Here is a 20,232-nt window from a genome sequence, read left to right on the forward strand (position 1 = left end):
CGATTCGGCACGCCCCACTGTGCGGTGGGCGTGCCGCGAAACACTTGCGATGAATCAATGCGCGGCGAAAAGCCTCAAAGCTCGAGCACCAACCGCCCTTCGCACGCACGCGAACAGCAGGCCATCATCTTCGTGTTCGCATCGCGCTCGCTGCGCGTGAGCACCACGTCGCGGTGATCGACCTTGCCAGCCAGCACGCGCACTTCGCACGAACCGCACAGGCCTTCCTCGCAGTCGCTCTGCACATCGACGTTGGCCGTGCGCAGGGCCGTCAGCAAGGTCTGGTCGGGCGGCACGGTGATCACGAGGCCGGAGTCTTTCAGCTCCACCTCGAAGGCATGTTCCTTCGACGGGTCGAGCGTGGCCAGCGTCGATTCGAAATGCTCCACGCGCAGCGCGCCCTCGGGCCACGCGGCGCAGCAGTCTTCGAGCGCTTCGAGCATGCGCAGCGGGCCGCAGGCATACACCTGCGCGCCGGGCACGGGCGTGGCCAGCAGCGCGTGCAGGTCGTTGCGCCGGCCTTCGTCGGCCGCGTGCACATGCAGGCGCTCGCCGTGCAGCGCGGCCAGCTCGTCGACGAAGGCCATGCTCGCGCGGCTGCGGCCGCTGTAGTGCAGTTCGTAGTCCATGCCCAGCGCCTTGGCGCGCCGCGCCATCGCGCTCACGGGCGTGATGCCGATGCCACCGGCGATGAAGATCGCCTTCGACAGCGACTCGTCGAGCCGGAAGTGGTTGCGCGGGCCGCGGATGCGCAGGCGGTCGCCCGCCTTCACGTTCGCATGCACCCAGGCCGAACCGCCGCGACCGTCGGGCTCGTGCAGTACGGCGATCTCCAGCGCGTGGGCTTCGTCGGGGTCGCCGCACAGCGAGTACTGGCGCGACAGCTCGGGCGAGCCGCATTCCACGTCGATGTGCGAACCCGGCGTCCAGCGCGGCAGCGGCTTGCCGTCGGGCGACACCAAGCGCAGGCGCACGATGCCGTCGGCCACCGGCGTCACGCGCTCGACCACCACGGGCCGCGCGATGGCGTGCGCCGACGGTTCGCCGATGCGCACGGGCACCTGCACGTTGCGCAGGCCCGCGTTGGCGCGCTCCGGATTGGCGCGTGGGTCCCACTCGACCCACAGGTGCTCGGGCCCACGGAACGAGGTGTTGGGCACGTAGCTGAAGCGTTGCTCCGACAGGCGCATGTGCGGCAGCCGGCGCGTGAACTCCTCCAGGAAGATCTGCATCTCCATGCGCGCCAGGTTCTTGCCCATGCACTGGTGCGAGCCGTAGCCGAAGGTCAGGTGGTCGCTGGCGTTGTCGCGGCGGATGTCGAACAGGTCGGCATCGGCGAAGTGGCCTTCGTCGTGGTTGGCCGACGAGGTGACGATCAAGAGGCGCGAGCCCGCGGGCAGGTCGACGCCGCCGACCTGCGTGTCCTTGGTGACGAGCCGGCGCCAGGCGGCCACCGAGCCGTTGTGGCGCAGGCACTCTTCCACCGCGTTGGGAATGAGGCCCGGGTCGTCGCACAGCTCCTGCCATACCTGCGGGTGCTGCAGCAGCAGCTTCACCGCGTTGGCGGTGGCGTTGGCGGTGGTCTCGTGCGCGGCCACGATGCCGGCCATCATCATCGAGTGCAGGTACGAGTCGGTGACGACCTCGGGGTGCTGCATCTGCTTGCGGATGCCGTACTGCATCCAGCCGGGTGCGTCGGGGTCCTGGCGCATCTTGTCGAGCACCTTGCCGGCGTACTGCCAGAAGTTGCCGACGGCGTGCGCCACGGCGACCTGCTCTTCGGGCTTGGGGCGGCCCCAGGTGTTGACGGTGTGCGCGATGGAATATTGGCGCAGCGTGTCCATGTCTTCCTCGGGCACGCCGAGAAAGTGCAGTGCCACGGTGAGCGGGATTTCCCACAGCATCTGGTCGACGAGGTCGGCGCGGCCGTCGTCGATGAAGCGATCGACATAGCTGCGCGCCAGTTCGCGCACCAGCGGCTCGTGGTGTTTCAGCGCCTCGGGCGTGAACGGGTCCATGAGCGCGCGACGGCGCGGCATGTGGGCCGGCTCGTCCTCGTTCACCAGCGTGCGGTTGAGCGCAAAGCCGTAGCTTGCGAGCACGGCGTTGGCTTCTTCGCCGGTGGGCGTGATCTTCTCCAGCGCATTCGACGGGCTGAAGGTGAGGTTGTCGCGGAACACCGCCTTGATATCGTCGTAGCGCGTGATCACCCAGTAGCCCAGCTTGGGGCTGTAGAAGATCGGCTCCTGCTCGCGCGCCCAGCGCACGTACTCGGGCGGGTCCTGCTGGTAGCCGTCCTCGAAGGGATCGAACTCGGCGGCGCGCTGGCTCACGGGGCAGCCGGTGGGCGTGCGCTCGGCGGAGAGCGCCCCGTGCGCGACGGGGCAACCGGAGGTGCGCGAAGGCATGGCGGTGTCGGACATGGCAGCAGACTCAGTCGAGCGTGATCTTCAGGTCGCGGATCAGCTTGTGCCAGCGCGCGGTCTCGGCCTTGAGCAGCTCGGTGTACTGCGCGGGCGTGTTGCCCACGGGCTCGACGCCGAAGTCGACCATGCGCTTGTTCACCGAGGGCTCGTGGATGGCGGCCACCAGCTGGCGGTTGAGCGTGTTCACCACGTCGGCCGGCGTGGCCGCGGGCACCACCACGCCGACCAGCGCGGCGGCCTCGACGTTCTTGTAGCCGAGCTCGGCGAAGGTGGGCACGTCGGGCAGCTGCGGCAGGCGCGTGGGGTTGGCCACGGCCAGCGCGCGCACCTTGCCGCCCTTGATGAAGCCGGCGCCGGCGGCCATGTCGACCATCATGGCCGGCAGCTGCCCGCCGACCACGTCGGCCAGCGCGGGCGCCGCGCCGCGGTACGGCACGTGGACCATGAAGAGCTTGGCCTCGACCTTCAGCAGTTCCATCGCCAGGTGGTGCGGGCTGCCCGCGCCGGCCGAGGCGTAGTTGATGCCGCCCGGCTTGGCCTTGGCCTGGGCGATGAAGTCCTTGGCGGTGGCAAAGCCCGAGTTGGCGCCAACCACCAGGATCATCGGGAACTTGCCCATCAGCGTGACGGGCGCCAGGTCCTTGGTGGGGCTGTAGCTCAGCGACTTGTACAGCGCCGGGTTGAACACCAGCGTGCCGTTGTCGGCCGAGAGCACGGTGTAGCCGTCGGCCGGGGCGCGCGCGGTTTCGGCGGCGGCCAGCGCGGTGTTGCCGCCCGGCTTGTTGTCCACCAGCACCGGCTGGCCGACCTGCGTCGACAGCGTCTGGGCGACGGTGCGCGCGAGGAAGTCGGAGCCGCCGCCCGCTGCGTAGGGCACGAGCCAGCGGATCGGCTTGGCGGGGAAGGCACTGGGTGTGGTCTGGGCGCTGGCGGCGGAGGCCAGGGCAGCCAGGGACAGGACCGCAAGGCCGCGGGCGAAGTGCTTCTTCATCGGGGTGTCTCCGGGGTAAAAATTGTGTATTGCGTAATTATCATACGCATTGCGTAATCACTAGACCACGGGTTTACCCGGCCACCGAGGCCGCCACCTAAGATGAGGACGACATGACCTCCCCCGCCGAAGCACCCTCTTCCCCTCCCCGCGAGCGCCGCCAGCGCGTGCAGTCCGCCGAGACCGGCATGGCCGTGCTCAAGGGCCTGGCGCACCTGGGCGGGCGCAGCAGCCTCACCGCCCTGGCCACCCATGTGGGCGAGAGCCCGGCCAAGGTGCACCGCTACCTCGCGAGCCTGATGGAAGAAAGCCTGGTGCGCCAGGACACCGCCTCGCAGCATTACTACCTGGGCCCCGAGGCGATCCAGATCGGCCTGGCCGCCATGCGCCAGGCCGACCCGATCCGCGCGGCCGAGCCCTGCCTGATCCGCCTGCGCGAATCGTTGGAGGTGACCTGCTTCGTCGCGGTGATGGGTAACAAGGGCCCGACCATCGTGCGCTTCGAGGAGCCGGGCCTGCCGGTGACGGTGAACGTGCGCGCCGGCTCGGTGATGTCGATGCTGTGGTCGGCCACCGGGCGCGCCTTCCTGGGCCTGCTCGACGAGTCGCGCGTGGTGGCGCTGGCCGAGCAGGAACTGGCCGACGCCACCGAGGACATGCGCGCGCTGCTCGATGCCGACGACCCCATCGGCGCGTTGCGCCGCGAGGTGCAGCAGGCGCACTGCGCCATCGTGCGGGACACCTACCTGCGCGGCATCAGCGCCGTGGCGGCGCCGGTGTACGACTACGCGGGAAGGGTGTGCGCCGTGATCACCGCGCTGGGTGCCACGGGCGGGTTCGACCCGTCGATCGACGGGCCGATCGCCATCGCCGTGCGGCGGGAGGCGAAGGCCGCCGGCGCGCTGCTGGGCGCGGCGGCCTGAGGCTGCTGGCTTATTCCGCCCAGACCACGGCGCCGGTCCACGCCGTGGCCAGCACCACGATGCCGAAGGCGATGCGATACCACGCGAACGGAATGAAGTTGTGGGTGCTGATGTACTTCAGCAGCCAGCGCACGCACAGCCATGCGCTGATGAACGAGAAGGCCAGACCCACCGTGAACATCGGAATGTCGGCCACCGACAGCAGCGCGCGCTCCTTGTAGAGGCTGTAGGCGCCCGCGCCGATCAGCGTCGGAATCGCCAGGAAGAACGAGAAATCGGTCGCTGCCTGGCGCGACAGGCCCAGCAGCATGCCGCCGATGATGGTCGAGCCGCTGCGGCTGGTGCCGGGGATCATCGCGAAGCATTGCACCAGGCCGACCTTGAGCGCGTCCCAGGGCGTCATGTCGTCCACGTGCTCGACGCGCACCGAACCGGGCGGGCGCTTCTCGGCCCACAGGATGATGAAGCCGCCGATGATGAAGGTGCTGGCCACCACGGTCGGAATGAACAGGTGCGCCTTGATCATCTTGCCGAACAAGAGGCCCAGCACCACCGCGGGCAGGAAGCCGATGACGATGTTCAGCGCCAGCCGGCGCGCCTTGGGCTGGCGCGGCAGCGCCACCACGGTCGAATGGATCTTCTGCCAGTAGACCAGGATCACCGCGAAGATCGCGCCGGTCTGGATGGCGATGTCGAACACCTTGGCCTTGGCGTCGTCGAAGCCCAGCAGCGAGCCCGCAAGAATGAGGTGGCCGGTCGACGAGATCGGCAGGAATTCGGTCAGACCCTCCACGATGCCCATGACAGCGGCCTTGACCAGCAAAACGATATCCACGCGTACTCCTTGAAAGAGCGGCAATTATGGCGAGGCCATCGGTCAGGCCCTGTTCAGGCGCCGTTCCGCCGGTGGAACACAAGGCAGCCCGCCCACGGAAATACCTAGTTCAGGTGATGTTCGACCTCGGCGCGTTAATACATATTGATAACAGTTATTCATCTGCGCCCGAAGGAGCATCCATGTCAACGTTCACCAGCGGGAGTGAACTCGAGGACTGCGTCGCAGAAGAACGCCCCTCGACGCTCGACGACCATGTCGAAGACCGTCTCAAGAGCCCCTGCCAACTGGAGCGGGAGCAGTGCCACGGCATGCTGCGCGTGGCCGAAGCCACCGGCGCCTCGGCCCACGAGCTGCGCCAGCTGACGCAACGCCTGGCCGACATCGACCGCTGCGGCGCCAGCGCCTGCATCGTCGCGCAGGGCCATGTGGAGGCCGACCGCATGGCCTCCGGCCTGCAGGCCAACGCCGCCCTGTGCATCGACTTCCGCCTGCTGGAGCCGCTGGGCCCGGCCCATGACAAGAAATGGTTCGCGCGCTGGAAGTTCTGGAGCTTCCTGCTCGGCGCGGCCGGCCCGGTGGCCGCGCTCACGCTGCAGGGCCTGGCGCTACGCCCGAGCGAGCCGCACGACGCGCACGCCGACCTGGTCGCCAAGTCGCGCAAGGTGCTCGAAAGCTGGCGCCGCACCTCCGACACCCTCTTCTGGCACGCAGTGGAAGACTACGTGCGCCAGCAGGCCTTCTCGCTCGAGACCCAGGCCTACCTGATGCACTGCGTGGCGTCGGTCTTCGCCGCCGAGGCGCCCGTGCTGTGCGACGCCGAGCGCGAACGGCTGGCCTCCGTGCTCACCGACACCTACTGCGACGCACTCGGCACGGCGGCGACCATGCCCTCGTCGGACATCTACCGCCGCCTGGCACAGGGCCTGGAAACCGACAGCGGCAACGCCGGCCCGGGCCGCCCGCTCGCACGCGGCGAGGCCGCGCAGGTGGCGATGACCACGCTGGTCACGGTCGTCGGCAACGGCGGCTCACACTGAAGCTGAAGCACGCCGGCGCAGCGCGCGCACCGCGCTGTCGACCGTCGTCAGCACCGGCAGGCCGCTGGCCGCTTCGCAGGCACCACGTGCCCGCGCCATGCTGAACTGAGCCAGGGCGATGCGCGTGCAGCCGCGCGCACGCAGCGCCGCGGCCTGTTCGGCGATGAGTGCGTCGTGGCGCTGCGTGTCGCCCGCATCGAGCGCGGCCAGCGCGCCCTCGGCCAGTGCGAGTTCGAGCGCCATGCCCGCAGGAAACTCCGGCGGCATCGATTCCAGCGTGCGCGCGAAGGTCGCGATCAGGCCCAGCCGGCCTTCGCCCTGCACAGCCTCCTCGATCATGGCCTCGTTGGGCTTGAGCACCGGAATGCCCGCGTGCCGCTGCGCCACCGCCTCGATGCACGGCCCGAAGGCCGAGCAGGTGAAGAGGATGCCGCGCGCGCCCGTGTCCACCGCGTACTGCGCCAGGCGCTGGAAGCGCTCGTGCATCGCTGCGTCGAGCCCCTTGCCGTCGCGCGCGAGGTCGGCCGACAGGCTGTCGTCCAGCAGGTTCATGCGCACGGCCTCGGGCCAGTCGCGTGCGAAGGCTTCGTTGATGGGCGCGACGGAGTGCGAGAGCGCGTGGATGAGGGCGATGCGTGTCATGAAGTCAGGTGAGATCAGATGCCCTTGGACGACGGGTTGGCAAAGGCCTCCTTCGTCTCGGCATTGAGCGGGTAGTTGATGTTGATGCCCTTGGGCGGAATCGGCGACATGAACCACTTGCTGTAGAGCTTTTCCATCTCGCCGGACTTCATCATGCCCGACACCACGCGGTCCACCAGCGCCTTGAAGGCCGGGTCGTCCTTGCGGAACATCAGCGACTGGTTCTCGGTGCGCAGGCTCTCGCCGGTGATGACGAAGTCCTTCGGGTTGCGCGCGTTGGCGATCTGGCCCGCGAGCAGGATGTCGTCGAGCACGAAGGCCTGCGCGCGGCCGCTCTCGACCAGCAGGAACGAGTCGGTGTGGTCCTTGCCCGAGAGCTGGTTCACCTCGAGGCTGCGGCCCTTGTCGGCCGCGCGCAGCAGGCGGAACGACGTGGTGCCGGCGGTGGTGACCACCGTCTTGCCCTGCAGGTCGGCGATGCTCTTGATGCCCGAATCGGCCTTCACCAAGGTGCGCACGTTGTAGCGGAAGATGTCCGGCGAAAAGGCCACCTGCGACTGGCGCTCGACCAGGTTGGTGGTGGAGCCGCACTCGATGTCCACCGTGCCGTTCTGCACCAGCGGAATGCGGTTGGCCGAGGTCACGGCCTGGTACTTGATGTCGAGGGCCGGCAGCTTCAGCTCGGTCTTCACCGCGTCGACGATGCGATTGCAGATCTCGATGCTGTAGCCCACGGGCTTGAGGTTGGCGTCCAGGTACGAGAAGCCGAACGAGGCCTCGCGGTAGCCGAAGGTGATGGCGCCGCTGGCCTTGATCTTGGCGAGCGTGTCGTTGGCGGGCTGCGCCTGCGCGGGAGCGGTCGGTGCCAGGGCGGCAAGGGCCAGCGCGAAGGCGGCGGCGGCGATGGAAAGCGACGGGCGAAGCTGGGGCATGGAACGCTCCTCGGAACGGCGGTTGAAGAAAAAGGGAACGGCTCGAACGCTCAGCGCGTCACGCCGCGCGTGACCGCGTCGACCGAGGCCGTGAGCCGCGCGACGATTTCGTGCAGGTGGTCGCGTGTCGCGATGTACGGCGGCGCCAGCAGCACGTGATCGCCCTGGCGCCCGTCCACCGTGCCGCCGAAGGGGTAGCACAGCAGGCCGCGCGCCATCGCGTCCTTCTTGAGGCGCGCGTTGACGGCCAGGGCCGGATCGAAGGGCTGCTTGCTCGCGCAGTCGGCCACCAGCTCGACACCCCAGAAGAAGCCGCGCCCGCGGATGTCGCCCACGTGCGGGTGATCGCCCAGCGCCTCGGCCAGCATCGCGCCGAAGGCCATGCCGTCGTCGCGCACCTTGGCGACCAGGCCGTCACGGCGGATCACCTGCTGCACCGCAAGCGCCGCCGCGCAGGCCATCGGATGGCCCAGGTAGGTGTGGCCGTGCTGGAAGAAGCCGCTGCCCTTGGACATGGCCTCGACGATGCGGCGCTGCGCCAGCACCGCGCCGATCGGCTGGTAGCCGCCGCCCAGGCCCTTGGCGATGGTCATCAGGTCGGGCCCCACGCCCTCCTGCTCGCAGGCATGCAGCGAGCCGGTGCGGCCCATGCCGCACATCACCTCGTCGAGGATCAGCAGCACGCCGTACTTGTCGCACACGGCACGCACGGCCTTGAAATAGCCCGGCACCGGCGTGAGCACGCCGGCGGTGGCGCCGCCCACGGTCTCGGCCACGAAAGCGATCACGCGGTCGGCGCCCTGCGCGACGATGGCCGCTTCGAGCTCGGCCGCCAGGCGCAGGCCGTACTGCTCCGCGCTTTCATCGGCGCGCTGCTCGCGGTACGGGTAGCACGGCGCGACGTGCGTCGCCGGCACGAGGATCGGCGCGAAGGGCTCGCGCCGCCAGGCGTTGCCGCCCACCGCGAGCGCGCCCAGCGTGTTGCCGTGGTAGCTCTGGCGGCGCGCGATGAAGTGCGTGCGCTGCGGCTGGCCGATCTCCACGAAGTACTGGCGCGCCATCTTCAGCGCCGACTCCACCGCCTCGGAACCGCCGCTCACGAGGTACACGTGGCTCATGCCTTCGGGGGCGCCACCGATGAGCTCGTCGGCCAGCTGCTCGGCCACCTCGCTCGTGAAGAAGCTGGTGTGGGCGTAGGCCAGTGTGTCGATCTGCGCGTGCATGGCCGCCATGACCTCGGGATGGCCATGGCCGAGCGAAGACACGGCCGCGCCGCCCGAGGCATCGAGGTATTCGCGCCCTTCGGCGTCGCGGATGAACATGCCCTGCGCGCTGGCGGCAACGGGCGGGGTCTGGCGAAGGTGGCGGTGGAAGACGTGCGTCATGGCGGGAGGAAAGCGGGGGCCTGTGTTTGGAACTAACGTTTCGGCCGAATTATTGTTTGGAACATTTGTTCCGTCAACTCCCGGGATTTCCCTGCTCCGGTACATTCGTTCCAGACACCGCACGAAAAGAGACACCGCCATGGGCGCCAAAGAACTGATCCGCCAGCGTTTCAACGAACTGAGCCCCGCCCTGCAGCAGGTCGCGCGCTACGTGCTCGACCACCCGAACGAAGTGGTCACGGGCTCGATGCGCAACGTCGGCACGCGCGCGCAGAGCACGCCGGCCACGCTGGTGCGCTTCGCCCAGCACCTGGGCTTCGAGGGCTGGCCGCAGCTGAAGGAGGCCTTCGCCGCCGACATGGGCCTGGGCACCGAGACCTACGGCGGGCGCGCCAAGCAGCTGGTGGGCCGCGTCGCCGACCAGGGCCTGGCGGGCGAGATGTTCGAGGTGCAGCGGCGCAACCTGGAGCTCACGCACCAGCAGAGCGGGCCGGCGCTGCTCAAGGCCTGCGCGCTGCTGGAGAAGGCGCCGGCCGTGCACGCGGCGGGCTTTCGCGCCTGCTTTCCGATCGCGTTCTCGTTCGTGTACGTGTACCGGCTCTTTCGCACCAGCGTGCACCTGGTGGACGGCCAGGGCGGCTCGCTCGAGATGCAGCAACGCGCCTTCGCCAAGGGCGACGCGCTGGTGGTGGCGAGCTTTGCGCCCTACTCGCGCGAGGCTTTGCAGGTGGCCGAGGCGGCGAAGGCGGCGGGTTGCCGCATCGTGGCGATCACCGACAGCGTGACCTCGCCGCTGTCGCTGCTGGCGGACGAGACGCTGCTCTTCACCATCCACAGCCCCTCGTTCTTCCCCTCGGTCGCCGCCGGCGTGGCCGTGACGGAAGCGCTGGTCGAGCTGCTCGCGAGCCGCGCGGGCAAGCCGGTGATCCGGCGCATCGACCAGGCCGAGGCGCAGCTGTTCGAGTCGGGGGCCTACCTCATGGCGCCGGTGGCGCGCGGCGGATAGGGAAAAGGATCAGGCCAGCGCGCGGGTGCGGCCGGCGCTCTGGCGCAGGTAGAGCACCAGCAGGTCACGGTTGGCGTTGATGTGCTCGCGCATCGCGGCTTCGGCGCCCGAGGCCTCCTGTCGGCCCAGCGCCTCGACGATGCAGCGGTGCTCTTCGAGCGCCTGCAGGGCCTGGCTGTGGCGGTACAGCAGCATCGCGGCGTCGTGCCTGTGCGGGCGCGAGCGGCTGTCGAAGATCACCGGCAGCTGGCAGGCGCGCTGCACGGCCTCGCTGAGCCAGCGGTTGTCGGCCAGCGACAGCAGCTTGTGGTGGAAGGCCTGGTTCAGGTCCTGCCACTGGTCGGCCCGCTCGTCGGTCCATTCGCCGCAGTCGTGCAGCAGCGCATGCTGCTCGTCGACCATGGCCGTCAGTTCGGCCAGCGCCTCGTCGTCCAAGCCGCGCTCGCTGAGCAGGCGGCAGCCCATGCCTTCGAGCGTGGCGCGCACGCTGAAGGCGTCGAACACGTCCTTGGCGTCGAAGCGGCGCACCTGGAAACCCCGCTGCGGGTGGTAGACCAGCAACCCCTCGTCGGCCAGACGCGCCATGGCGCCGCGCACAGGGGTGCGCGACACGCCAAGCTCGTTGGCGAGCGAAATCTCCATCAGGTGGGCGCCGGGGGCGATCGCACCGTCGAAGATGCGGGTGCGCAGCGTGTCGGCCACGGACAGAACGCGCGTCCGCGAGGGATCTGGGGGGGTCATCGAAAGTCGGAAACAGGGGACGGCCGGAAGCGGGCCGCGCGGATGGTACGGCGGCGTATCGAAGCTTCATATCCCCAATTTCCGTAAAAATACCGTTCTGGCGACTTTTTCGAGAATTACGGAAAAATTATTAACTTCTGTAAACAACCACCCCGGTTTCTGCGTTACCGCCCCGCTGTTTCTGCCGCCAGGTGGATCGCGGCGCGAATCCGGGGGTAGGTGCCGCAGCGGCAAATGTTGCCGCGCATGGCATCCGAGACCTGGTCGTCGCTGGGTTTGGGCGTGGCTTTGAGCAGCGCGCAGGCCGACATGAGCTGGCCGCTCTGGCAATAGCCGCACTGCACCACGTCGACCTCGGTCCAGGCCTGGCGCAGGGCGTCGGCCTCCCGGCCTTTCAGGCCCTCGATGGTGGTGACCTCGCGGGCGCCCACGGCCTCGAGCGGGGTGACGCAGGAACGCACGGCCTGGCCATCCAGGTGCACGGTGCAGGCGCCGCACAGCGCCTTGCCGCAGCCGAACTTGGTGCCGACGAGCTTCATCTCGCCGCGCAGCACCCACAACAGCGGGGTGTCGGGCTCGGCGCTCACGGTGGCGGTCTGGCCGTTGATCTTCAGCGTGGTGGTGGTCATGGGGTGTCTTTCTTGCTGTTCTCGGGGGTCAGGCCAGCCGCAAAGGCAGGCTGCGCAGGCGCTGGCCGGTCAGCGCGAACACGGCGTTGGCCACGGCGGGCGCGATGGGCGGCGTGCCCGGCTCGCCGACACCGCCGGGCGGCACCTCGGCGCCGGTGCCGGCGAGGATGTCGACCTCGATGGCCGGGCACTCGTCGATGCGCAGCGGCGTGTAGTCGTGGAAGTTGCTCTGCTGCACCTGGCCGCGCGCCACGGTGATCTCGCCGCGCAGCGCCGCCGACAGGCCGAACACGATGCCGCCTTCCATCTGCTGGCGGATCAGGTTCGGATTGACCGGCAGGCCGCAGTCGATCACGCACACCACGCGGTGCACGCGGATCTGCCGCTCGGGCGTCACCGACACCTCGGCCACCTGCGCCACGATGCTGCCGAAGGCGCGGTGAATGGCCACGCCGCGCGCGCGCTTCGTGCCGTCGGGTCCGTCGGCCAGCGGCTCGCCCCACTTCGAGAGTTCGGCCACGCGCTTCAGCACGGCCAGGTGGCGCGCGTCCTTGGCGAACAGGCCGGCGCGGAAGGCCACCGGGTCCTTGCCGGCAGCCACGGCGCATTCGTCGATGAAGCTCTCGACGAAGAAGCCGTTCTGCGAATGCGCCACCGAGCGCCAGATGCCGGTGGTGACGGCCGATTCGACCGGCACGTGCGCCACGCGGGCCTGCGGGAAATCGTAGGCGGTGTTCCAGGCGCCGTCGGTCGAGTTGTCCATGAACGACGGCGCACCCAGGCTGGAGCCGGCGCTGGTGGTCTGCCACGCGACCAGCGCGCCCGCCGCGTCGAAGCCGGCCTTGCACAGCGCCACGTAGGCCGGGCGGTAGAAGTCGTGCGTCATGTCTTCCTCGCGCGACCAGATCAGTTGCACCGGCGCGCCGCCGGCCTCGCGCGCGAGCTGCGCAGCCTGCACCAGAAAGTCGATGAAGTAGCGCCGTCCGAAACCGCCGCCCAGGTAGGTGACGTGCAGCGTGACCTTGTCGGCATCGATGCCCAGCGCCTTGGCGACCGCCGCGCGCGCGAAGCCCGGCGCCTGCGTGGGCGCCCAGACGGTGGCGGCGCCGTCCTTGAACTGCACGGTGCAGTTCATCGGCTCCATGGTGGCGTGCGCCAGGAAGGGCACGCGGTACTCGACCTCGATCGTGCGCGCGGCGGACTTCAGCGCCGCCGCCACGCCGCCGGTATCCAGGCGCGCATTGCCCGCATCGGCGTCGAGCGTGCGCGCGAGGCGGTCGATCATCTCGGCGCTCGACAGGCTCGCGGCCGGGCCGTGGTCCCATTCGATGTCGACCTGCTTCAGCGCGCGCATCGCGTGGTACGGCGTGTCGGCGATCACCGCCACGCCGCCCGCCGTGCTGCCGGTGCCCACGAGGCTCGCGGCCACCGGTTCCAGCGCCATCACCTTGCGCACGCCGGGCAGCGCCTCGGCGGCCTTGGCATCGAAGCGCGCGACGCGGCCGGCCAGCGTCGGGCACATGGCGATGCTGGCGTACAGCAGGCCCGGCGGCAGCACGTCGATGCCGTAGGTGGCGGTGCCGTCGAGCTTGCCGGCGTTGTCGATGCGCCGCTGCGGCTGGCCGATGACGCGGAAGTCGGCTTGCGCCTTGAGCTTCACCGCCGTGGGCAGCGGCTGCTGCGCGGCCTTCGCGGCCAGCTCACCGAAGCGGGCGCTGCGGTTGGAGGCCGGGTGCAGCACGCGGCCGGCCTCGGTGCGGCATTCGCTGGCGGGCACCTGCCACTGCGCCGCCGCCGCGCCCACCAGCATGAGGCGCGCCGACGCGCCGGCCTCGCGCACCGGGCCCCACTGGTCGGTGACGCTTGACGAGCCGCCCGTGCCCGAGAGCCCCGGGATCGTGCGCAGCAGCTTGCCCACGACCTGGTGCGCCGCGCGCTTGCCGAAGCCCTCGTCGCCGGGCTTGAAGGGCAGCGCGTCGAGGATCATGGCCTGGTTGTTGTAGATGGCGTCGAAGCCGGCCTGCTCGAGCCGCACCTGCGACACCGAAGCGTCCATTTCTTCGGCCAGCAGCATCGCCAGGCCGGTGTGGGTGCCCTGCCCCATTTCCGACTGCGTCATCACCAGCGTGACGGTGTCATCGCTGCCCACCTTGACCCAGCCGTTGAGCGCGACCTGCCCGTTGCCAGCCGGCAGTGGATTGCCCGGCACGAGGCGCGACGCCGCCGGCGTGACGGCCCAGCCGACGACCAGGGCGCCGGCGGCCCCGAGGGTGCCGAGCACGAAGTGGCGGCGTTTGAGTGTGGGCATGGCGTGGTCTTTCTTCGGTGGGGGTCTTGTCGTTCAGAGGTGTGGTCGTCGTCAGGACGGCACGGCGATGCCTCGCCAGAAAATCTCGAAGCCGGCTTCGGCGTAGTCGAAGGCCTCTTGTTCATCACCAGCCTGCGCGATGTAGCCGACGGTGGTCTCGGCCATGGCGGTCAACATCGCGCCCAGGAATTCCATCGGCCGCTCGACGACTTCGCCGCGCCGCATGCAGTCTTGCGCCACCGCTTCCAGGCGCGCGAACGGCGCCATGCCGGCGGCACGGCTCTCGTCGCTCAGTTCGTCCGACACCTTGAGCTGCGCCAGCACGCGCAGCTTGCCGGGGTGCGCCACGCCCCATTGCACGTAGCGGTCCCAGATGTGGTGGAACTGGGTGCGCGGATCGGCCGCTTCGGGCCAGTCGGCCAGCATCACGCCGGCCAGCTCGGTCTTCAGCACGCGGTACAGCGCGTCGGTCAGCAGCGCCTTGCTCGCGAAGTAGGTGAACAGCGTGCCCTCGGCCACGCCCGCGGTGCGCGAGATCGCCGAGGTCGGCGTGGCCCACACGCCGCGCCGGCCGAACTCGACCAGCGCCGCCTCGAGGATGGCGTTGTGCTTGTCGACACTGCGGGGTCGGGCCATGCGCGGACGGTCTCCATCGTTCGTTTAATTGAGTGCGCACTCAAGTATAGGAAGGCGGCGCCGATCCGCAAGCCCCGCGCGGCCCGCGCCATGCCGCATGGCGGAACCACGGCGCGGCGCGGCAGTCCAACCAGTGTCGTGGCGTCGTGCTGCGACAGGAGGTACGACCATGAAGCATGTGAAGCATTGGCAGGACCCCGTCAACGCCGTCGCCGGCGTGTGGCTGATCGTCTCGCCATGGGTACTGGGCTTTCAGGGCAATTCGCTCGCCATGTGGACCATGGTGGCGACCGGCATCGTGCTGGGCGCCGTGGCCTTGGGCGCGACCTTCGTGCCGCACCAGTGGGAAGAGTGGACCGAAGTGGCGCTGGCAGCCTGGCTGGCGGTGTCGCCCTGGTTGCTCGACTTCCGCATGGTCGAGCCGGCGCTGGTCAATGCAGTCCTCGTGGCTGCGGTGATCATGGTGCTCGCCCTCTGGGTCCTGGTGACAGACAAGGACTACCTGGGCGAGGCCCTCGACCGACCAGCGCACTGATGGGGAGAGAGCGATCCTGTGAGCGCCGAGCGGTGACCACCGCCGCGAAGCGACGACGCCCGTTCCGGTGTTCGCGCCGGTCGGGCCGACGGGCCAGGCAGGTTCCCATGCCCGCCCGCAACACCCGCCCCTTACGGTGTGCGGGAAGCGGCGTTGTTGTTTGAAGGGCTGTTGCCGGCCGGGCGGGTCGCCCCCATCCAGTCGGCCTGCCAACCGCCGCCCATGGCCTGGATCAGCGCGATTGCCGCGGCCTGGCGATTGACCTGAAGCTGCACGAGCGCGCGCCGCGCGCTCAGTGCGGCGGCCTGCGCCTGCACCACATCGGTGTAGCTCACCTGCCCCGCGCGATACCGGTTGAGCAGTTGCTGCTCGGTCTTGTCGGCCGCTGCCGTGGCCTCGCGGCGCAAGCCTTCCTGCTGCGCCAGCGTGGCGCCGGTGGTCAGCTGGTCTTCCACGGCCTGGAACGCGGCCAGCACGGTCTGCCGGTAGCGCGCCACGCTGGCCTCGTGGCCGGCCTTGGCGGCATCGACGCTGGCGCTGATGGCGCCCGCGTCGAACACCACCTGCGCCACCGACAGGCCCAGCCCCCACAGCGTGTTGGCCGCGCCGAAGAGGTCTCTCACGCGGCTGGCGTTGCTGCCGACCGAGGCCGTGAGCGAGATGTTCGGGTAGTAGGCCGAGCGCGCCACGCCGATCTGCGCATTGGCCGCGGCCACCACGCGCTCCGCCGCCGCGATGTCGGGCCGGCGCTGCAGCAGCGTCGAGGGCACCCCGGTCGGCACGCCGGGCACCGTGGGCGTCCAGCGCGCGGGCGGCAGGCTGAAGTCGGCCGGCGCCACGCCCACCAGCATCGCGATGGCGTGCTCCAGCGTGGCGCGCGTGCGCTGCAGGCCCACGCGGTCGGCCTTGGCGTTCACCAGCTGGGTCTGCGCCTGCAGCACGTCGGTCTGCGCGGCAATGCCGGCGGCGTAGCGGTTGCTCGTGATCTCGAACGCGCGCTGGTAGCCGAGGATGGTTTCGTCGAGCAGCACGATCTCGGCGTCGGCCTCGCGCAGCGAGAAGTAGTGGGTCGCCAGGTCGCCGACGGCCGACAGCCGCGCCGAGGCCAGGTCGGCCTCGCTGGCCTGCGCGTTGGCCTGCGCGCTGTTCACGGCCTCGCGCAGGCGGCCCCACACGTCGGGCGTCCAGCTCGCGCCCAGCGTGGCGCCGAAGGTGTTCGACGGGCTGGCCGAGGCATTGCCACCCACCGTGCCCGAGCGCTTGCCGCTGCCGTCGAAGGACACCGACGGGAACAGCCCCGCGCGCTGCTCGCGCACCAGCGCCTGCGCCTGCGTGTAGCTGGCGACGGCGGCGGCGATGTTCTGGTTCGACACCTGCACGCGCGCCGCGAGCTCGTCGAGTGTGGCGTCGCCGAAGAGCTTCCACCACTCGCCGCGGTCGAGCGCGTCGGCCGGCGCGGCGGGCAGCCAGCCGTCGGCGGCGGGCTGTTCCTTCCAGCCGGCCGATGCCGCCGACTCGGGCACCTTGTAGGCCGGGCCCACGGCGCAGCCGGCGAGCACGGCGGCCAGCGCGAGCGTGCTCAGCGCGAAGAAACGGCGTGAAGGGCCGAAGGAAGAAATGGAGGCATTCATGGTCATGGGTCTCAGACGGCCGGCGCTCGGCTCAGCGCGTGTTCGTTCTTGCCGCGGCGGCGCAGCTTGTCCAGCAGCAGGTACACCACCGGCGTGGTGAGCAGCGTCAGCAGCTGGCTCGCGATGAGCCCGCCGATGATCGCCACGCCCAGCGGCCGGCGCAGCTCGGCGCCCTCGCCGAAGCCGATGGCCAGCGGCAGCGCGCCGAGCGCGGCGGCCAGCGTGGTCATCAGGATCGGGCGGAAGCGCAGCAGGCAGGCCTCGCGCACCGCCTCGAGCGGGCTCAGGCCGCGCGAGCGCTCGGCCTCCAGCGCGAAGTCGATGATCAGGATGGCGTTCTTCTTCACGATGCCGATCAGCAGGAACACGCCGATCAGCGCGATGATGGAAAACTCCATGCGGAACATCAAGAGCGCCAGCACCGCGCCCACGCCGGCCGAAGGCAGCGTCGAGAGCACCGTCACCGGATGCACCAGGCTCTCGTACAGGATGCCCAGCACGATGTAGATCACCACCAGCGCCGCCACGATCAGCATCGCCTGCTGGCCCTGCGACTGCTGCGCGCTCAGCGCGGTGCCGGCGAAGGCGCCGCGCACGTTGGTCGGCATGGCGATGTTGGCCTCGGCCTTGGCGATGGCCTCGCGCGCGTCGCCGAGGTTGGCGCCCTCGGCCAGGTTGAACGAGATGGTGGTGGCGAGCTCGCCGTCCTCATGGCTCACCGACGTGGCCACCGACTGCTCCTCGAACTTCGCCACCGCCGACAGCGGCACCAGCGCGGTGGCCGTGTTGCTCAGCACGTTGCCGGTCGAGGCGTTGCGCGAGCCGGCGTTGGCCGACACCGGCACCGTCGCGGCGGCGGCGCTGGCAGACGTCGTCGTGCCGCCCGTGGACGTCGTGGCCGCCACCTGCGTGGTCACCGCCTGCCCCGCGACCACCGAGGTCTTCGTGGCCGGCACGTACACGTCGCGCAGCGCGTTCGGGCTGCGCGTGTAGCCCGGCGCCCATTCCATCACCACGTGGTACTGGTTGAGCTCGGTGTAGATGGTGGCCACCTGCCGCTGGCCGAAGGCGTTGTACAGCGCGTTGTCGATGGCGGTGGAGGTCAGCCCCAGCCGCCGCGCGCTGTCGCGGTCGACCTTGGCCACCGTCTCCACGCCGTTCTGGTCCTGGTCGGTGTCGATGTCGGTCAGCGTGGGCTGCTGCTTCATCTCGTCGGCCAGCTTCACGGCCCAGGCGCGCAGGTCGGACAGGCTGTCGCTCTTGAGCGTGTACTGGTAGGTGGAGTTGCTGGAGCGTCCGCCCGAGCGCACGTCCTGCACCGGGCCGAGGAACACGCGCAGCCCCGTCACCTGCGCCAGCTGCGGGCGCAGCCGCGCGATCACCGCCAGGCCGCTGTCCTTGCGCTGGCTGGCCGGCTTCAGGTTGACGAACATGAAGCCGCCGCCCGCGCGCCCGCCGCCCGTGAAGCCCACCACGGTGTCGACCGCTTCGTCCTTGCGGATGATGTCGACCACCTCGCGCAGCTTGGCGCCCATGGCCTGCGACGAAATGCTCTGGTCGGCGCGCAGGCCGCCGTTGAGCTGGCCGCTGTCCTGCTGCGGGAAGAAGCCCTTGGGCGCCGCGCTGAACAGGTAGACATTGAGCCCCACCACCGCCAGCAGCACGACCATGACGATCGCCTTGCTGTCCAGCGCCCAGTCGAGTGCGCTCTCGTAGCGCTTGAGCATCCAGTCGTAGCTGCGCGCCGCCGCGCGACCGAAGCGGCCTTGCGGCTTGTTCTTTTCGTGCTCGCCGCCGGGCTTGAGCATCCACGCGCACATCATCGGCGTGGTGGTGAGCGAGATGACCAACGAGATCAGCACCGCCGCCGACAGCGTGACCGCGAACTCGCGGAACAGCCGCCCCACCTGCCCGCCCATGAACAGCAGCGGAATGAACACCGCCACCAGCGACACGCTGATCGACAACACCGTGAAGCCCACTTCCTGCGCGCCGAGCAGCGCCGCCTTCATGCGCGACATGCCCGATTCGATGTGGCGGCTGGTGTTCTCCAGCACCACGATGGCGTCGTCCACCACGAAGCCCGTGGCCACGGTGAGCGCCATCAGGCTCAGGTTGTTGAGGCTGAAGCCCAGCAGGTGCATGACCCCGAACGTGCCCAGCAGCGCCACCACCGTGGCCACCGCCGGCACCACCGTCGCGCGCACGCTGCGCAGGAAGAGGCTGACCACCAGCACGACGAGAAGCACCGCGATGACCAGCGTCATCTCCACCTCGCGCAGCGAACTGCGGATGGAGTTGGTGCTGTCCGAGGCGACCTGCAGCGTCACGTCCGGCGGCAGCTGCGCCTGCAGCTCGGGCAGCAGCGCGCGCACGTTGTCGACGGTCTCGATGATGTTGGCCGAGGGCTGGCGCGTGATCAGCACGATGATCGCCGGCTCGCCGTTGAACAGGCCCAGCGTGCGCGTGTCTTCCACGCCGTCGATCACGTCGGCCACCTCGCGCAGCCGCACCGCCGCGCCATTGCGCCAGGCCACGACCATCGAGGCGTAGTCGCTCGCGCGCAGCGCCGGGGTCTGGGTGTAGATCTGCAGCTTGCGGCCTTCGCCTTGCACCATGCCCTTGGGGCGGTTGGCGTTGGACGCTTGAATCGCGGCGCGCACGTCTTCGGTGCTGATGCCGTAGCGGTTGAGGGCGAAGGGGAGCAGTTCGATGCGTACCGCGGGGAGCGAGCCGCCGCCGATCTCTACGTCACCTACGCCGTCTACTTGCGACAGGCGCTGGCTGACGATGTTGGAGACGGCGTCGTAGATCTGGCCTGGGGTCTTTGTTTTGGACGTGAGGGCCAGGATGATGACTGGGGAGGCGGCTGGGTTGGCTTTGCGGTAGGTCGGGTTGCTTCTTAATGTCGCTGGCAGATCTACGCGGCTGGCGTTGATGGCTGCTTGGACTTCTCTTGCGGCGCCGTCGATGTTGCGGCTGAGGTCGAATTGCAGCGTGACTCGGGAGGAGCCTACGGAGCTGGTGGACGTCATTTCGTTGACGCCTGCGATTGTTCCCAGGTGTCTTTCCAGCGGGGTCGCGACGCTGGTTGCCATCGTCTCTGGGCTGGCTCCTGGGATGGAGGCTCTTACTGAGATGACTGGGTAGTCGACCTGAGGGAGGGGGGAGACTGGGAGGACGAAGAACGCTGCAATTCCTGCCAGGGCGATGCCTATGGTCAGGAGGACTGTGCCTATGGGGCGGCGGACGAAGGGGCGCGACAAATTCACCGCTGCGCTCCCGGCGAAGGACGGAGGCCGGGTCTCGCCCCGGCAGGCGACCTACTTTTCTTTGCTTCGCCAAAGAAACGTAGGCAAAAGAAAGGCGACCCTGCTGTCTGCGTCCCTACGCTTCGCTTCGGGCAACCTGCGGTGCTCGCGTTTCGCGGGGTCTCGCCCAAACTCGCTTCGCTCAAACAAGGGCGAGCCCTGATCCGCGAAACGCTGCGCTCCTCGGCGCATACAGAAGGGATTGGGATACCAACGGGCCATCGCTTCGCTCGGCCAGTGGGCCGCAGCAGGCGCTTTGCG

At 69.4% G+C, this 20,232-nt stretch carries 16 protein-coding genes; 4 read left to right on the forward strand and 12 right to left on the reverse strand.

What is annotated here, in order from left to right:
- Window positions 1-74: 74 nt before the first annotated feature.
- Together AC07OX_RS26105 and AC07OX_RS26110 are read right to left on the reverse strand one after the other, a co-directional pair.
- Window positions 75-2,423, reverse strand: a complete 2,349-nt coding sequence (locus AC07OX_RS26105) for a cytochrome P450/oxidoreductase (RefSeq protein WP_495260308.1) — start codon at window positions 2,421-2,423, stop codon at window positions 75-77.
- Between the two features lie 10 nt (window positions 2,424-2,433).
- Window positions 2,434-3,417 (reverse strand): Bug family tripartite tricarboxylate transporter substrate binding protein, encoded by a 984-nt coding sequence (locus AC07OX_RS26110; protein WP_495260309.1) that lies wholly within the window; start codon window positions 3,415-3,417, stop codon window positions 2,434-2,436.
- Window positions 3,418-3,530: 113 nt separating this feature from the next.
- On the opposite strand from AC07OX_RS26110, the gene AC07OX_RS26115 reads away from it, so the two are divergent.
- Complete coding sequence (locus tag AC07OX_RS26115; protein WP_062474916.1) at window positions 3,531-4,340, forward strand: IclR family transcriptional regulator; 810 nt, start codon at window positions 3,531-3,533, stop codon at window positions 4,338-4,340.
- A gap of 10 nt (window positions 4,341-4,350) precedes the next feature.
- Here AC07OX_RS26115 and AC07OX_RS26120 read toward each other — a convergent pair whose 3' ends face one another.
- A complete protein-coding gene (locus tag AC07OX_RS26120; RefSeq protein ID WP_062474913.1) occupies window positions 4,351-5,175 on the reverse strand; it encodes an undecaprenyl-diphosphate phosphatase in 825 nt (274 codons plus the stop codon).
- A 182-nt stretch (window positions 5,176-5,357) separates the two neighbouring features.
- Here AC07OX_RS26120 and AC07OX_RS26125 point away from each other — a divergent pair, with 182 nt between their 5' ends.
- Window positions 5,358-6,215: a hypothetical protein gene (locus AC07OX_RS26125; RefSeq protein ID WP_495260310.1), complete on the forward strand. Its 858-nt coding sequence runs from the start codon at window positions 5,358-5,360 to the stop codon at window positions 6,213-6,215.
- Here AC07OX_RS26125 and AC07OX_RS26130 read toward each other — a convergent pair.
- The 3 genes from AC07OX_RS26130 to AC07OX_RS26140 are packed head-to-tail and all read right to left on the reverse strand — an operon-like array spanning window position 6,207 to window position 9,174.
- Window positions 6,207-6,857: an aspartate/glutamate racemase family protein gene (locus AC07OX_RS26130; protein ID WP_307637585.1), complete on the reverse strand. Its 651-nt coding sequence runs from the start codon at window positions 6,855-6,857 to the stop codon at window positions 6,207-6,209. The two genes, AC07OX_RS26125 and AC07OX_RS26130, sit on opposite strands and share 9 nt — an antisense overlap.
- 14 nt (window positions 6,858-6,871) lie before the next feature.
- Window positions 6,872-7,789, reverse strand: a complete 918-nt coding sequence (locus AC07OX_RS26135; RefSeq protein WP_307637586.1) for a transporter substrate-binding domain-containing protein — start codon at window positions 7,787-7,789, stop codon at window positions 6,872-6,874.
- A gap of 50 nt (window positions 7,790-7,839) precedes the next feature.
- Entirely contained in the window at window positions 7,840-9,174 is a 1,335-nt protein-coding gene (locus AC07OX_RS26140) for an aspartate aminotransferase family protein (protein WP_495260311.1), read from the reverse strand.
- Between the two features lie 139 nt (window positions 9,175-9,313).
- Between AC07OX_RS26140 and AC07OX_RS26145 the strand changes: the two genes are divergently transcribed.
- Window positions 9,314-10,180, forward strand: coding sequence for a MurR/RpiR family transcriptional regulator (locus AC07OX_RS26145; RefSeq protein ID WP_095746150.1), 867 nt, complete (start codon window positions 9,314-9,316; stop codon window positions 10,178-10,180).
- 9 nt (window positions 10,181-10,189) lie between these two features.
- Here AC07OX_RS26145 and AC07OX_RS26150 read toward each other — a convergent pair whose 3' ends face one another.
- The 4 genes from AC07OX_RS26150 to AC07OX_RS26165 form a co-directional block, all read right to left on the reverse strand.
- On the reverse strand, window positions 10,190-10,921 hold the full coding sequence (locus tag AC07OX_RS26150) for a GntR family transcriptional regulator (RefSeq protein ID WP_487848311.1): 732 nt from the start codon (window positions 10,919-10,921) through the stop codon (window positions 10,190-10,192).
- Between the two features lie 164 nt (window positions 10,922-11,085).
- Window positions 11,086-11,550, reverse strand: a complete 465-nt coding sequence (locus AC07OX_RS26155; RefSeq protein ID WP_495260312.1) for a (2Fe-2S)-binding protein — start codon at window positions 11,548-11,550, stop codon at window positions 11,086-11,088.
- A 28-nt stretch (window positions 11,551-11,578) separates the two neighbouring features.
- Entirely contained in the window at window positions 11,579-13,858 is a 2,280-nt protein-coding gene (locus AC07OX_RS26160) for a xanthine dehydrogenase family protein molybdopterin-binding subunit (RefSeq protein WP_495260313.1), read from the reverse strand.
- Between the two features lie 51 nt (window positions 13,859-13,909).
- Window positions 13,910-14,494, reverse strand: a complete 585-nt coding sequence (locus AC07OX_RS26165; RefSeq protein WP_495260314.1) for a TetR/AcrR family transcriptional regulator — start codon at window positions 14,492-14,494, stop codon at window positions 13,910-13,912.
- A gap of 169 nt (window positions 14,495-14,663) precedes the next feature.
- Between AC07OX_RS26165 and AC07OX_RS26170 the strand changes: the two genes are divergently transcribed.
- Entirely contained in the window at window positions 14,664-15,029 is a 366-nt protein-coding gene (locus AC07OX_RS26170; RefSeq protein ID WP_062474873.1) for an SPW repeat protein, read from the forward strand.
- 131 nt (window positions 15,030-15,160) lie between these two features.
- On the opposite strand, the gene AC07OX_RS26175 is transcribed toward AC07OX_RS26170, so the two are convergent.
- Together AC07OX_RS26175 and AC07OX_RS26180 are read right to left on the reverse strand one after the other, a co-directional pair.
- Window positions 15,161-16,660, reverse strand: a complete 1,500-nt coding sequence (locus AC07OX_RS26175) for an efflux transporter outer membrane subunit (RefSeq protein ID WP_495260315.1) — start codon at window positions 16,658-16,660, stop codon at window positions 15,161-15,163.
- An 11-nt stretch (window positions 16,661-16,671) separates the two neighbouring features.
- Window positions 16,672-19,932 (reverse strand): efflux RND transporter permease subunit, encoded by a 3,261-nt coding sequence (locus tag AC07OX_RS26180; protein WP_495260316.1) that lies wholly within the window; start codon window positions 19,930-19,932, stop codon window positions 16,672-16,674.
- Between the last annotated feature and the right edge of the window lie 300 nt (window positions 19,933-20,232).

It is taken from the genome of Variovorax sp. GW821-FHT09D07 (assembly GCF_059416345.1).

Bases quoted from the DNA above. Each gene is read 5' to 3' on its own strand.
- AC07OX_RS26105 (WP_495260308.1), bottom strand. From the start codon at position 2,423: ATGTCCGACACCGCCATGCCTTCGCGCACCTCCGGTTGCCCCGTCGCG.
- AC07OX_RS26110 (WP_495260309.1), bottom strand. From the start codon at position 3,417: ATGAAGAAGCACTTCGCCCGCGGCCTTGCGGTCCTGTCCCTGGCTGCC.
- AC07OX_RS26115 (WP_062474916.1), top strand. From the start codon at position 3,531: ATGACCTCCCCCGCCGAAGCACCCTCTTCCCCTCCCCGCGAGCGCCGC.
- AC07OX_RS26125 (WP_495260310.1), top strand. From the start codon at position 5,358: ATGTCAACGTTCACCAGCGGGAGTGAACTCGAGGACTGCGTCGCAGAA.
- AC07OX_RS26130 (WP_307637585.1), bottom strand. From the start codon at position 6,857: ATGACACGCATCGCCCTCATCCACGCGCTCTCGCACTCCGTCGCGCCC.
- AC07OX_RS26135 (WP_307637586.1), bottom strand. From the start codon at position 7,789: ATGCCCCAGCTTCGCCCGTCGCTTTCCATCGCCGCCGCCGCCTTCGCG.
- AC07OX_RS26140 (WP_495260311.1), bottom strand. From the start codon at position 9,174: ATGACGCACGTCTTCCACCGCCACCTTCGCCAGACCCCGCCCGTTGCC.
- AC07OX_RS26145 (WP_095746150.1), top strand. From the start codon at position 9,314: ATGGGCGCCAAAGAACTGATCCGCCAGCGTTTCAACGAACTGAGCCCC.
- AC07OX_RS26150 (WP_487848311.1), bottom strand. From the start codon at position 10,921: ATGACCCCCCCAGATCCCTCGCGGACGCGCGTTCTGTCCGTGGCCGAC.
- AC07OX_RS26155 (WP_495260312.1), bottom strand. From the start codon at position 11,550: ATGACCACCACCACGCTGAAGATCAACGGCCAGACCGCCACCGTGAGC.
- AC07OX_RS26160 (WP_495260313.1), bottom strand. From the start codon at position 13,858: ATGCCCACACTCAAACGCCGCCACTTCGTGCTCGGCACCCTCGGGGCC.
- AC07OX_RS26165 (WP_495260314.1), bottom strand. From the start codon at position 14,494: ATGGCCCGACCCCGCAGTGTCGACAAGCACAACGCCATCCTCGAGGCG.
- AC07OX_RS26170 (WP_062474873.1), top strand. From the start codon at position 14,664: ATGAAGCATGTGAAGCATTGGCAGGACCCCGTCAACGCCGTCGCCGGC.
- AC07OX_RS26175 (WP_495260315.1), bottom strand. From the start codon at position 16,660: ATGAATGCCTCCATTTCTTCCTTCGGCCCTTCACGCCGTTTCTTCGCG.